Origin of the sequence: Kitasatospora sp. NPDC096128 (genome assembly GCF_040303105.1) — a bacterium.
Lineage (GTDB): Bacteria > Actinomycetota > Actinomycetes > Streptomycetales > Streptomycetaceae > Kitasatospora.
Genome location: NZ_JBEOSP010000045.1, coordinates 1 through 12,768, shown reverse-complemented (window position 1 = coordinate 12,768; position 12,768 = coordinate 1). Strand labels below are relative to the sequence as shown.

Annotated in this window: 10 protein-coding genes; 2 read left to right on the top strand and 8 right to left on the bottom strand. The window is 72.5% G+C overall.

From position 1 onward, the window contains the following. Positions 1–10: 10 nt before the first annotated feature. The 8 genes from ABTY61_RS34290 to rsmI all read right to left on the bottom strand — a co-directional run bounded on the left by ABTY61_RS34290 (position 11) and on the right by rsmI (position 8,771). The gene (locus ABTY61_RS34290; protein WP_350509070.1) at positions 11–1,819 is read right to left on the bottom strand and encodes an ABC-F family ATP-binding cassette domain-containing protein; all 1,809 of its coding nucleotides are present in this window, start codon (positions 1,817–1,819) and stop codon (positions 11–13) included. Between the two features lie 209 nt (positions 1,820–2,028). Beyond that, on the bottom strand, positions 2,029–2,946 hold the full coding sequence (locus ABTY61_RS34285; RefSeq protein WP_350509069.1) for a 4-(cytidine 5'-diphospho)-2-C-methyl-D-erythritol kinase: 918 nt from the start codon (positions 2,944–2,946) through the stop codon (positions 2,029–2,031). Next, entirely contained in the window at positions 2,943–3,878 is a 936-nt protein-coding gene (gene rsmA, locus ABTY61_RS34280; protein ID WP_350509068.1) for a 16S rRNA (adenine(1518)-N(6)/adenine(1519)-N(6))-dimethyltransferase RsmA, read from the bottom strand. The genes ABTY61_RS34285 and rsmA overlap by 4 nt, the downstream gene beginning before the upstream one ends. 28 nt (positions 3,879–3,906) lie before the next feature. Further along, positions 3,907–4,506 carry a Uma2 family endonuclease gene (locus tag ABTY61_RS34275; protein WP_350509067.1) on the bottom strand — a complete coding sequence of 200 codons (600 nt, stop codon included), beginning with the start codon at positions 4,504–4,506 and terminating at the stop codon, positions 3,907–3,909. A gap of 71 nt (positions 4,507–4,577) precedes the next feature. Next, on the bottom strand, positions 4,578–5,456 hold the full coding sequence (locus ABTY61_RS34270) for a TatD family hydrolase (RefSeq protein ID WP_350509066.1): 879 nt from the start codon (positions 5,454–5,456) through the stop codon (positions 4,578–4,580). Continuing rightward, a complete protein-coding gene (gene metG / locus ABTY61_RS34265) occupies positions 5,456–7,075 on the bottom strand; it encodes a methionine--tRNA ligase (RefSeq protein ID WP_350509065.1) in 1,620 nt (539 codons plus the stop codon). Before metG ends, ABTY61_RS34270 begins: the two co-directional genes overlap by 1 nt. A 153-nt stretch (positions 7,076–7,228) precedes the next feature. Continuing rightward, the gene (locus ABTY61_RS34260; RefSeq protein WP_350509064.1) at positions 7,229–7,654 is read right to left on the bottom strand and encodes a hypothetical protein; all 426 of its coding nucleotides are present in this window, start codon (positions 7,652–7,654) and stop codon (positions 7,229–7,231) included. Positions 7,655–7,889: 235 nt separating this feature from the next. Next, positions 7,890–8,771: a 16S rRNA (cytidine(1402)-2'-O)-methyltransferase gene (gene rsmI / locus ABTY61_RS34255; protein WP_350509063.1), complete on the bottom strand. Its 882-nt coding sequence runs from the start codon at positions 8,769–8,771 to the stop codon at positions 7,890–7,892. Positions 8,772–8,866: 95 nt separating this feature from the next. On the opposite strand from rsmI, the gene ABTY61_RS34250 reads away from it, so the two are divergent. Both ABTY61_RS34250 and ABTY61_RS34245 read left to right on the top strand, forming a co-directional pair. After that, on the top strand, positions 8,867–10,654 hold the full coding sequence (locus tag ABTY61_RS34250) for a dolichyl-phosphate-mannose--protein mannosyltransferase (protein WP_502895477.1): 1,788 nt from the start codon (positions 8,867–8,869) through the stop codon (positions 10,652–10,654). Between the two features lie 179 nt (positions 10,655–10,833). Continuing rightward, entirely contained in the window at positions 10,834–12,600 is a 1,767-nt protein-coding gene (locus ABTY61_RS34245; protein ID WP_350509061.1) for a penicillin-binding transpeptidase domain-containing protein, read from the top strand. Positions 12,601–12,768: the final 168 nt, after the last annotated feature.

Sequence of the window (12,768 nt, the reverse complement as noted above, 5' to 3'; positions counted from 1 at the left end):
GTCAAGCAGGTCAGACCTGCTCGGCCAGCTCCAGCCAGGTCATCTCCAGCTCCTCCTTCTCCTCCCGGACGGTGCGCAGCTTCCCGTCCAGTTCGGCGACCTTGGAGAAGTCGGCGGCGTGCTCGGCGAGTTGGGCGTGCAGCTTGGACTCCTTCTCGTCCAGCTTGGCGATCTGCCGCTCGATCTTCTGCATCTCCTTCTTGGCCGCCCGGAGGTCCCCGCCGGAGAGCCCGGCGTCGACGGCCGGGGCCGCGGCGGCGGGGGCGGCCTGCGCCGCGGCGGCGGCCATCCGGGCCCGGCGCTCCAGGTACTCGTCGACGCCGCCGGGCAGCATCCGCATCTTCTTGTCGCCGAGCAGCGCGTGGACGACGTCCGTGGTCCGCTCGATGAAGAACCGGTCGTGGCTGATGACGACCATCGAGCCGGGCCAGCCGTCGAGCAGGTCCTCCAGCTGGTTGAGGGTCTCGATGTCCAGGTCGTTGGTCGGCTCGTCGAGGAACAGCACGTTGGGCTCGTCCATCAGCAGCCGCAGCAGCTGGAGCCGGCGCCGCTCGCCGCCGGACAAGTCGCCGACCGGCGTCCACTGCTTGTCCTTGCCGAAGCCGAACTGCTCGCACAGCTGGCCGGCGCTCATCTCCCGGCCCTTGCCGAGGTCGACCCGGGAGCGGACCTGCTCGACGGCCTGCAGCACCCGGGTCGTCGGCTCCAGTTCGGCGACCTCCTGGGACAGGTAGGCCAGCCGCACGGTCTTGCCGACCTTGATCACGCCGGAGGCGGGCTGCACGTCGCCCTCGCTGGCGAAGGCGTCGCGCATGGCGCGCAGCAGCGAGGTCTTGCCGGCGCCGTTGACGCCGAGCAGGCCGATCCGGTCGCCGGGGCCGAGCTGCCAGGTGAGGTTCTCCAGCAGCAGCTTGGGACCGGCCTTGACGGTGACGTTCTCCAGGTCGAAGACGGTCTTCCCGAGCCGGGCGTTGGCGAACTTCATCAGCTCGCTCTTGTCCCGGGGGTCCGGCACGTCGGCGATCAGGGCGTTGGCCGCCTCGATCCGGTAGCGCGGCTTGGAGGTGCGGGCGGGGGCGCCGCGGCGCAGCCAGGCCAGCTCCTTGCGGGCGAGGTTCTGGCGCTTCTGCTCCTCGACGGCCTCGATCCGGGAGCGCTCGGCGCGGGCGAAGACGTAGTCGGAGTAGCCGCCCTCGTACTCGTGCACCTCGCCGTGCTGGACGTCCCACATCCGGGTGCAGACCTGGTCGAGGAACCAGCGGTCGTGGGTGACGCAGACCAGCGCGGAGCGGCGCTTCTGCAGGTGCTGGGCGAGCCAGTTGATGCCCTCGACGTCGAGGTGGTTGGTGGGCTCGTCGAGGATGATCAGCTCGGGGGAGCCGAGCAGCAGCTTGGCGAGGGCGATCCGGCGGCGCTCGCCGCCGGAGAGCGGGCCGATGACGGTGTCGAGGCCGTCGGCGAAGCCGGGCAGGTCGAGGCCGCCGAAGAGGCCTTCGATGATGTCGCGGATCCGGGCGTCGCCGAGCCACTCGTGGTCGGCGCGGCCGGCGATGACCTCGTGCCGGATGGTGGCCTCGGGGTCGAGCGAGTCGTGCTGGGTGAGGACGGCCGGTTCGAGGCCGCCGTTCCAGGTGATCCGGCCGCCGTCGGGCTCCTCCAGCTTGGCGAGCATCCGGATCAGGGTGGTCTTGCCGTCGCCGTTGCGGCCGACGACGCCGATCCGGTCGCCCTCACTCACGCCCAGGCTCACACCGTCCAGCAGGGCGCGGGTGCCGTAGACCTTCGTGACGGACTCGATGGTGGCGAGGTTGACGGCCACGTGTGCTGCGCTCCTGGGTTCGGCGGTCGGGGGCGGGCCCAGCCCGCCCCGCTCTCGGGGACGCCCCGATCACCCCAGCCTAATGGGCGGGCCGCCGCACCTTCACCGCCCCGAGACGCCACCTGCACCGCCCCGAGGCGGCACCCGCACCGCCCGGAGACAGCACCCTCACCACCCCGAGGCGGCACCCGCACCGCCTCACGACCGCTTTACGGCAGCACCGACGCCCCCGGCACCGGCCCGTACGTGGCGTGCGCGGCCCGGCAGGTGCCGGAGGCCAGCAGCGCCTCGGCGACGACGGCGGCCGCCTCGGCGTCCTTGACCAGGAAGGCGCAGGTCGGCCCGGAGCCGGAGACCAGGGCGCCGAGCGCGCCGGCCTCGGTGCCGGCCCGCAGGGTGGCGGCCAGCGCGGGGCGCAGGGAGAGCGCGGCGGGCTGGAGGTCGTTGGTGAGCGCGGTGGCCAGGGCGACGGCGTCGCCGTCGGCGAGGGCGGCGAGCAGCGCCGGGTCGGCGTCGGGCGTGGGCACGTGGACGTCGCTGGAGCCGGTGCCGGCCTCCTCGCGCAGCCGGTCGCACTCGCGGAAGACGGCGGGGGTGGACAGGCCGCCGTCGGCGACCGCGAAGACCCAGTGGAAGGTGCCGGAGACGGTGACCGGCTCCAGGATCTCGCCCCGGCCGCGGCCCAGCGCGACGCCGCCGAGCAGGGCGAACGGCACGTCGGAGCCCAGTTCGGCGGCCAGTTCCAGCAGCGCGGCGAGGGGGGTGTCGAGCTTCCACAGCGCGTCGCAGGCGAGCAGCGCGGCGGCGCAGTCGGCGCTGCCGCCGGCCATGCCGCCGGCGACCGGGATGGCCTTGGCGATGTGCAGGTGCACGCCCGGGTCGGCGATCCCGTGGTGGGCGGCGAGCAGCCGGGCGGCGCGGGCGGCGAGGTTGCTGTCGTCGAGCGGGACGGCGCCCGCATCGGGTCCGGAGCAGCTGAGCGTGACGCCCTCGCCCGGGGTGGCCGTGACCTCGTCGCCCAGGGCGACCGCGAAGAACACGTTGGCCAGGTCGTGGAACCCGTCGGCGCGCAGTCCGCCGACCCCGAGCTGGACGTTGACCTTGGCCGGTACCCGTACGGTGATCACTCGTCGTCCTCAGCAGACGTGGCAGACGTGGCGGGCGCGGCAGGCTCGGCCGGAGCCGCGGCCGCGACGGGCTTGTGCTCGGCGATCGCGGCGAACTGCTCCACCGTCAGCATCTCGCCCCGCAGCTTGTGGTCGATCCCGGCGGCCGCGAGCGCCTGCTCGGCCCCGGCGGCGGAGCCGGCCCAGCCGGCCAGCGCGGCGCGCAGGGTCTTGCGGCGCTGGGCGAACGCGGCGTCGACCACCGCGAACACCTCCGCGCGGCTGGCGGTGGTCTTCGGCGGGTCGCGGCGGATCAGCGAGACCAGCCCGGAGTCGACGTTGGGGGCGGGCCAGAACACGTTCCGCCCGATCGCGCCGGCCCGCTTCACCTCGGCGTACCAGTTGGCCTTGACCGACGGGACGCCGTACACCTTGTTGCCGGGCTTGGCGGCGAGCCGGTCGGCGACCTCGCTCTGCACCATCACCAGGGTCCGCTCGATGCTGGGGAAGGTCGCCAGCATGTGCAGCAGGACGGGCACGGCCACGTTGTACGGCAGGTTGGCGACCAGCGCGGTGGGCGCCGGGCCGGGCAGCTCGGTGACCTCCATGGCGTCGCTGAACACCAGGTCGAAGGAGTCCGCCTTGCGGGGCATCCGGGCCGCGACGGTGTCCGGCAGGTGCTGGGCGAGCACCGGGTCGATCTCGACCGCGGTGACGTGCCGGGCGACCTCCAGCAGCGCCAGCGTGAGCGAGCCGAGCCCGGGCCCGACCTCCACCACCGTGTCCTGCTCCGTCACCTCGGCGGCGCGGACGATCCGCCGCACGGTGTTGCCGTCGATGACGAAGTTCTGCCCGCGCTGCTTGGTCGGCTTCACGCCGAACGCGGCCGCCAGCTCCCGGATGTCGGCGGCGCCCAGCAGGTGGCTGTCAGGGGTGGGGTCGGTGGTGCTCACGCGCCAAGGATACGGGCGCGTGAGGGTCTCAGAGTTCGACGACCTCAGCGAGGTCGATCTCCACGGGGTACGGCACGGACGTCCGGAGCACCCCTTCGTGCTGGGCGACGGGCAGGTAGACGCCCTTCTCGTCGTCCCGGTGGAACTCGTGGACGATCGGCAGGTCGTCCACGCCGCGCTCGACCCGCCAGTAGTAGGGAATCCCCTTCTCCGCGTACAGGCCGGGCTTGGCGAAGCGGTCGTTGACCCGGGTGCCGTACGACACGACCTCGACCGCCAGCACTACGGACCCGACCGGCAGACAGTCCAGCTCGAAGACATCCAGCCCGGTCTTGTCGAACACCACCACATCGGGCTTGGCCGTGTTGCTCTCGTCCAGCAGCATGCACCGCTCCGGCAGGACGGCGCAGGGCTCGACACGTGCGGCGAACAGCCCTCGTTCCAGCCCCGAGCGCACCAGGTCGTGCCAGAAGTTCGTCTGCCCCCGGACCACGATGACTCCGTCCACCAGATCCCATTCGAACGGCAGGTCGAAATCCTGAGCCTGCTCGTACGTCCAGCCCTGGGACGGCGGAAGCTTCCAGTCGATCGGCTCGGCGGTCATCGCCACCTCCCTCACTGCACTCATGCTAACCAGCATCACAGCGCCGCGAGAGTGCCGAACCGTTTCCCCTGAACCGTAAGTCCGTTCGACCCCGCTCAGTACCCGAAGGCCCGCGCCGTGTTCGCCGCGATCGCCGTCGACAGCTCGTCCTCGTGCAGCCCCAGGGTGGCGGCCATCGAGCGGACCGTGACCGGGATGAGGTACGGCGCGTTCGGCCGCCCCCGGTACGGGTGCGGGGTGAGGAAGGGGGCGTCGGTCTCGACCAGGATCCGGTCGAGCGGGGTGGCGAGGAGCGCGTCGCGCAGCGGCTGGTTGGCCTTGAAGGTGACCGGGCCGGCGAAGGAGAGGTACCAGCCGTGCTCGGCGCAGGTCTTCGCCATCTCGGCGTCGCCGGAGTAGCAGTGGAAGACGGTGCGCTCCGGGGCGCCCTCGGCCAGCAGGACGGCGATGACGTCCTCGTGGGCGTCGCGGTCGTGGATGACCAGCGCCTTGCCGTGCCGCTTGGCCATCTCGATGTGGCGGCGGAACGACTCCTTCTGGATCTCCACGCCCTCCGGCCCGGTGCGGAAGTAGTCCAGGCCGGTCTCGCCGACGGCGCGGACCTGCGGCAGCGCGGCCAGCGCGTCGATCTCGGCGAGCGCCTCGTCCAGCGCCGCCCGGCCGCCCGCGAGCCGCTGCCGGCCGGACCATCCGTCGGCGTCGCCGAGGAAGATCCGCGGCGCCTCGTTGGGGTGCAGGGCGACGGCCGCGTGCACCTGCTCGTACTCGGCCGCCAGTTCGGCGGCCCAGCGCGAGCCGGGCACGTCGCAGCCCACCTGCACGACCGTGGTGACGCCGACCGAGGCGGCCCGGGCGAGCCCCTCGGCCGGGGTGCCGGCCTGCATGTCGAGGTGGGTGTGCGAGTCGGCCACCGCCACGGCCAGGGGTTCCGGCAGCGGCGGCGGGGTCGACCGGTCGTCGTCCTTGGCGGGCATCAGGCGCTCGGCTTCTCTTCGAGGCGCGGGAACAGGATGTCGCCCTTGGTGACGGTGGCACCGGCGGGCAGCCGGCCCCAGTCGCCGGCGGCGGCGACGCGCTGGTCGGCGAGCGCGCCGAGGCCCTCGGCGGCACCGAGCGAGGCCCACAGCTTCTCGGCGGTGGACGGCATCACCGGGTTGAGCAGCACGGCGGTGCCGCGCAGCGACTCGGCGGCGGTGTAGAGGATGGTGGCCAGTCGGGCCTGACCCTCGGCCGACTCGTCCTTGGCGACCTTCCACGGCTCCTGCGTGGTGAGGTAGCCGTTGACCTGCTTGACGAACTCGAAGATCGCCGCGAGGCCGCCGGCGAAGTCCAGCTCCTCGCCGATCTTGGCGTCGGCGGCGGCGACGGCCGCGGCCAGCCCGTCCGCGACGGCCTGCTCGGCCTCGCCGTGCGCGGCCGAGGCGGGCAGCGCCCCGCCGAAGTACTTGCCGACCATCGCGGCGACCCGGGAGGCCAGGTTGCCGAAGTCGTTGGCGAGCTCGGAGGTGTAGCGGGCGGTGAAGTCCTCCCAGGAGAACGAGCCGTCCGTGCCGAACGGGATCGCCCGCAGGAAGTAGTAGCGGTACGCGTCGACGCCGAAGTGCGAGGTCAGGTCGGTGGGCGCGATGCCGGTCAGGTTGGACTTGGACATCTTCTCGCCGCCGACCATCAGCCAGCCGTTGGCGACGACCCGCTTGGGCAGCGGCAGGCCCGCGGCCATCAGCATGGCCGGCCAGATCACCGCGTGGAAGCGCAGGATGTCCTTGCCGACCAGGTGGACGGAGGCCGGCCAGAGCTCGGCGAAGCGCTCCGGGTCGCTGCCGTAGCCGGCCGCGGTGATGTAGTTCAGCAGCGCGTCGACCCAGACGTAGAGGACGTGCTTCTCGTCCCAGGGCAGCGGAATGCCCCAGCTGAAGGTGGAGCGGGAGATCGAGAGGTCCTTGAGGTCCTGCTCGACGAAGCGCAGCACCTCGTTGCGGGCCGAGGCCGGCTGGATGAAGTCGGGGTTGGCGGCGTAGAACTCCAGCAGCCGCTCGCCGTAGGCGGAGAGCCGGAAGAAGTAGTTCTCCTCCTCCAGCCACTCGACCGGCTTCTTGTGGACCGGGCAGAGCTTCTCGTCCTCGGTGGCGCCGTCGAGCAGCTCGTTCGGGAGCTTGTACTCCTCGCAGCCGACGCAGTACGGGCCGGAGTAGCCGCCCTTGTAGATCTCGCCCTTGTCGAACAGCTCCTGGACGAACTCCTGCACCCGGTCGGTGTGCCGCTCCTGGGTGGTGCGGATGAAGTCGTCGTTGGCGATCTCCAGGTGCTGCCAGAGCGGCTTCCAGGCCTCCTCGACCAGCTTGTCGCACCACTCCTGCGGGCTGACGCCATTGGCCTCGGCGGTCCGCATGATCTTCTGACCGTGCTCGTCGGTGCCGGTCAGGTACCACACCTTCTCGCCGCGCTGGCGGTGCCAGCGGGTGAGGACGTCGCCCGCCACGGTGGTGTACGCGTGGCCCAGGTGGGGACGGTCGTTGACGTAGTAGATCGGGGTGGAAACGTAGTACGCCGGGGTGCTCGCCCCGGTGGTGCTGTGGTCTGCAGTGGCCGCCATGGTCGGAAAGCTTAGTCGGGCCCGAACGCACCCCTCGACCGGATTACCCCGGCACCCGGCCGGGCCCTCAGCCTCCAGGCGTACTGCGGGGCCGCCCGCCGCACTGCTCGCGGCGGGCGGCCCCGGTCGCGCTCCCCGGGCCCGTCGGCCCGGTCAGCCCAGGAGCCGCGACCAGAACCGGGCCCAGCGTCCCTGCGGCTCGGCCGTCCCCGACACCGGGGTCGCCCCGGCCGGCTCGGCGTGCGCCGGGTAGCCGGGGGCGTGCTGCCAGGGCTGGTCCGCGACGGCCACCCGGCCCTCGCGCATGATCCGGACGGTGTGTCCACCGCATCCCGGGCAGGTCGGCTTGAGCAGCGGGGACGGCACCCGGACACCGTTGGCGTGGTACTCGAACACGATGTGGCCGTCCTGGGCCACGTGGTGCTCGATGTCGTACGCCTGCTCCCAGCCGTACCCGCAGCGCAGGCAGGCGAAGGAGTAGGCCTCCCGCACGGTCTCGACGGGGGTGTGCGCCCGCCCCGCCAGGCCGGGGGCGCTCAGCGCGTTGCCACTGCGGGGGCTACCGATCGTGTCGCTCATAGCCAACTCCCAGTGCCCGTCGGGCCCTCGCCCGGCTGGGTCTTTCCGTTCAAGGAAATGCCCGTACCGCCCTGGCTGACGCCCTTCTTGTGAAGACTTGGAAGCGGGTTGGCGAGCCCTATACAAAGGGCGCGTCGCGAACCGGAATCCGGGGTCGAACCTTCAGCTCAGCGGGCGTTTAGCCGGGCCTTCACTCCAAGGTACGACTCCCCGCCCGCCACGCAACCCCCGGAATTCACCCCTTTTTCGCAGCCCCTTCGGGGCCGTCCTTCGGACCGTCCTTCTTCGCCGCGACCACCGCGTCGAAGACCTCCCGCTTGGGCACGGACAGTTCGACCGCGACCGCCGCGATGGCCTCCTTGCGGTGTTCCCCGGCCTCCTCCCGGACGGCCACCAGCCGGGCCAGCTCGGCCGGGGTCAGTTCCCGGGGCGCGGCCGGCGGGGCGCCCGCGACCACGACGGTGATCTCGCCCTTGACGCCGTCCGCCGCCCAGGCCGCCAGCTCGCCGATCGGCCCGCGCTTGACCTCCTCGTAGGTCTTGGTGAGCTCGCGGCACACGGCGGCCGGGCGCTCCGGCCCGAAGGCCCCGGCCATCGCGGCCAGCGCCTCGGCGATCCGGTGCGGTGCCTCGAAGAAGACCATGGTGCGCGGTTCGGCGGCGATCGAGGCCAGCTGCCGGGCCCGGTCGCCGGTCTTGCGCGGCAGGAAGCCCTCGAAGGTGAAGCGGTCGACCGGCAGGCCGGACAGCGCCAGCGCGGTGAGCACCGCGGACGGCCCGGGCACCGCGGTGACCTTCACGTCCGCCTCGACGGCGGCCGCCACCAGCCGGTAGCCGGGGTCGGAGACGGAGGGCATCCCGGCGTCGGTGACCAGCAGCACCCGGGCGCCGCCGAGCAGCGCCTCGACCAGCTCAGGGGTGCGGCCGACCTCGTTGCCCTCGAAGTACGAGACGACCCGCCCGGCCGGGGTCACCCCGAGCGCCTGGGTGAGCCGGCGCAGCCGCCGGGTGTCCTCGGCGGCGATGACGTCCGCCGTGGCCAGTTCGTTGACCAGCCGGGGCGGGGCGTCCGAGACGTCGCCGATGGGGGTGCCTGCGAGAACCAGTACTCCTGTCACGGCCCCATCTTCGCAGCTCCACCGCCCCCGGAGCTTTGGTGACGATTCGGGCAGCTTCCGAGGGACCGCTCACACGTACGAGGAGCGCCCCTACGATGTGGCGGATGAACGGCGACACGGCGGCGCAGACGCCCACTGGTACGGACCACTCCGCGCAGGGCGGTGTCGGCCTGCCGTCCCCCCGCTCACCCGAGTCCCCCGTCGGCTGGCGGGAGCGCCTGGCCGGGTACGGCTACCGGGCCCGCCCGACCGGCACGCTCACCGAGCGCCTCGTCCCGCCGATGCCGGACGGCCCCCGGGTGACGGCGCCCGACGTCCCGCAGTCCCCGCTGCTGCTGCGCCTGGGCCTGCGGCTGCCGCAGGGCCTCTGGTACTTCCTGTGCCGCTGGTCCGGCTGGCTGGGCCCGGTCGCGGTGGCGGTGTTCGCCGGGCTGCTGCGGTTCACGGACCTCGGCCAGCCGCACGCGATCATCTTCGACGAGACGTACTACGCCAAGGACGCCTACGCGCTCTGGCACGGCGGCTACGAGATCAACTGGCCGGAGGACGCCAACACGACGATCATGACGCCGGGCGCGGCCGTGCCGTACCGCCCGACGCCGTCGTACGTGGTGCACCCTCCGGTCGGCAAGTGGATCATCGGCGCGGGCGAGCAGCTGTTCGGCATGAACCCCTTCGGCTGGCGCTTCGCGGTGGCCCTGCTCGGCACCCTGTCGGTGCTGGTGCTGGCCCGGATCGCCCGCCGGATGTTCCGCTCCACCCTGCTGGGCTGCGTGGCCGGGCTGCTGCTCTCGGTCGACGGCCTGCACCTGGTGCTCAGCCGGACCGCCCTGCTCGACCTCGTCGTGATGTTCTGGATGCTCGCCGCCTTCGGCTTCCTGCTGCTGGACCGCGACCGCACCCGGGCCCGGTTCGCCGCGAAGCTCGGGGGGGTCGAGAACCCGCTGCTCGCCCAGCGGCTCAGCCTGGGCTGGCGCCCGTACCGGATCGCGGCCGGCGTCTGCGTCGGCCTGACCTGCGCCACCAAGTGGAGCGGCCTGTACGTCGCGGCGGCCTTCGGCGTGCTGACGGTGCTGTGGGACGTCGGCGCCCGCCGGCTGGCCGGCGCCCCCCGCCCGTACCTGGCGGTGCTGGCCCGGGACGTGGTGCCGGCCTTCGTGTCGGTCGTCGTGGTGTCGGTGGCCGTCTACCTGGCCTCCTGGTGGGGCTGGTTCGCCAGCAGCAACGCCCCCGGCCAGGGCGGCTGGGGGCGGGACTGGGCGGTCGGCCGTTCCACCGACTACCCGTGGATACCCGAGGGGCTGCGCGCCCTGTGGCACTACCACTCGACGGTCTACGAGTTCCACACCCACCTGACCGACCCGCACACCTACCAGTCGAACCCGTGGTCCTGGCTGGTGCTGGGCCGACCGGTCTCCTTCTACTACGAGTCCCCCAAGCTCGGCCAGAACGGCTGCACCGTCGCCGACTGCGCCCGCGAGGTGCTGGGCATCGGCACCCCGCTGCTGTGGTGGACGGCCGTGCTGGCGCTGGTCTACTGCCTGTGGCGGTGGGCGTTCCGCCGGGACTGGCGGGCCGGCGCGCTGCTGTGCGGCCTGGCCGCCGGCTACCTGCCGTGGTTCCTCTACCAGCAGCGGACGATCTTCCTCTTCTACGCGGTGGTCTTCGTCCCGTTCCTGGTGCTCGCCGTGACGATGCTGATCGGCGCGCTGATCGGGCCGGCCGGCGCCTCCCGGGACCGCCGGATCATCGGCTCGGCCGCGGCCGGGCTGCTGGTGCTGCTGATCATCTGGAACTTCCTGTACTTCTTCCCGCTGTTCACCGCGCAGACCATCCCGCTGGAGCAGTGGCGCAACCGGATGTGGTTCACCAGCTGGATCTGAGCGGCCCGCACACACTCCCCTCGAACCGTCCGTACCCGGTCCACGACACGTACCAGATCCGTCACAAGTCCCCGGCCTTTCGTCGGCGCACCGATCCCGCCTGCCTAGGGTGGGGGGCGTACCGCGTTTCCGGCCCCGCCGGTTGCGCCCGGCCGCGAGACCCCTGGGGGATTTGCACCATGCGCAGTGGCGCGAAGATCGGCATCATCACCGGCGTGTCCATCGCCGTCCTCGCGGGCGGCGGCTACGGGGCCTACAGCCTGGTGGGCGGCTCGGACTCCGGGTCCTCGGGCGACAAGAAGCCCCGCACCGTGGTCGCCGAGCCGCCCTCGGCCGATCAGGCGGCGAACGGTGCGAAGGACTTCCTGGCGGCCTGGGCCTCCGGCGACATCGCCAAGGCGGCCTCGCTGACGGACGACCCGGCGGCGGCCACCACGGCGCTGACGGCCTTCAAGGACCAGGTGAAGCCGAGCGCGCTGACCCTGACCCCGGCCGGCCCGGCCACCCCGCAGGCCTTCGCCTCGGCGACCGGCACCCCGACCCCGGCCAAGCCCACCGGCGCGGCCTCCGCGACCCCGACCGCGGGCGCCACCCCCGGCGCCACCGACTCGCCGTCCGCCACCGCCCCGGCCGGGCCCACCGGCGTGCTGATGGGCTTCAAGGCCCGGGCCGAGTTCGCCGGCACCAGCCGGGTCTGGGACTACAACGGCTTCCTCGGCGTCGTGAAGATGAGCGACAACACCCCGGCCGTGCACTGGGCGCCCTCGGTGATCCACCCGCACCTGTCCGGCAACGAGACCATCGCCACCCAGCAGGTCTTCGCCCCGCCGTCCACCGTGGTGGACCGCAACGGCAAGGCGCTGCAGGGCGCCTCGCTCACCCCGGCGCTGCTGGCCACCCTCCAGGACAACGCCCACAAGCTGCTGCCGCCGGACCCGAACAAGGACCAGGACGCGGGCAGCGCGGTGGTGATCACCGACCCGGCCGGCAAGACCGCCGCGGACAAGCTGTTCACCATCGTCGAGCCCAAGCCCGGCAAGCCCTTCAAGGTGACCATCGACAACACCCTCCAGGCCGCCGCCGAGAAGGCGATGACCGACCTGGGCGGCAAGCAGGGCTCCATCGTCGCCATCGAACCGAGCACCGGCCAGGTGCTGGCCTTCGCCAACGCCCCGGCCACCGGCCAGAACCGGGCCTTCACCGGCCTGCTCGCCCCCGGCTCGACGATGAAGATCGTCACCTCGACGGCCCTGCTGGAGGCCGGCCTCGGCCCGGACTCCCCGGTGGCCTGCCCGGAGAAGAGCAGCAACCCGGTGGCGATCCCGAACGACTTCCCCGGCGCCTTCCCGGACTACACGCTCCAGAAGGACTTCATGGTGTCCTGCAACACCGCCTTCATCAACCAGGGCCTGACCAGCCTCAAGCCCGAGACGCTGTCCGGCACCGCCAAGGACGTGTACGGCATCGGCCTGGAGTGGAAGACCGGCCTGCCGAACGCCGACGGCAAGATCCCGGCGACCCCGGGCAGCAAGGACGAGCAGGCGATGAACTACATCGGCCAGGGCAAGGTCCAGATGAACCCGCTGGCCATCGCCTCGATCACGGCGACCGTCCAGAGCGGCGCCTTCAAGCAGCCCGTCCTGGTCGCCGGCCTGCCGCAGCAGCAGGCGGCCCGGCAGATCTCGCCGGACGTCGCCGCCAAGCTGCGCGCGATGATGAACGCCACCGCCGTCGGCGGCACGGCCAGTCAGGTGATGGCCGGGATCACCGACAACGCGGGGGCCAAGACCGGCTCCGCCGAGGTCCAGGGCGCCTCCACCACCAACAGCTGGTTCACCGCCTTCCGCGGCAACCTCGCGGTCGCCGCCGAGGTCCAGGGCGGCGGCCACGGCGTGGACGCGGCCGGCCCGGCCGTCGCCTCGCTGCTCAAGACCGGCAACAAGTGACCGCCCGGCCGGTCCGCACCGCCTAGCCGGTCCACCCGGACGCACGGGAGCCCGCCACGTCGTCGTGGCGGGCTCCCAGCCGAGCTCGACCAGGCCGGCCACCAGGGTCTCGGTGGCGATGTCGGCACGCGGCAGCAGCACCCGGTCTTCGACCCGATCGACCGGGTG

What these genes read in the sequence shown, in the direction of transcription:
- ABTY61_RS34275 (WP_350509067.1), bottom strand. Translation starts at nt 4,506, where the DNA reads ATGAGTGCAGTGAGGGAGGTGGCGATGACCGCCGAGCCGATCGACTGG.
- ABTY61_RS34270 (WP_350509066.1), bottom strand. Translation starts at nt 5,456, where the DNA reads ATGCCCGCCAAGGACGACGACCGGTCGACCCCGCCGCCGCTGCCGGAA.
- metG (WP_350509065.1), bottom strand. Translation starts at nt 7,075, where the DNA reads ATGGCGGCCACTGCAGACCACAGCACCACCGGGGCGAGCACCCCGGCG.
- ABTY61_RS34260 (WP_350509064.1), bottom strand. Translation starts at nt 7,654, where the DNA reads ATGAGCGACACGATCGGTAGCCCCCGCAGTGGCAACGCGCTGAGCGCC.
- ABTY61_RS34250 (WP_502895477.1), top strand. Translation starts at nt 8,867, where the DNA reads ATGTGGCGGATGAACGGCGACACGGCGGCGCAGACGCCCACTGGTACG.
- ABTY61_RS34245 (WP_350509061.1), top strand. Translation starts at nt 10,834, where the DNA reads ATGCGCAGTGGCGCGAAGATCGGCATCATCACCGGCGTGTCCATCGCC.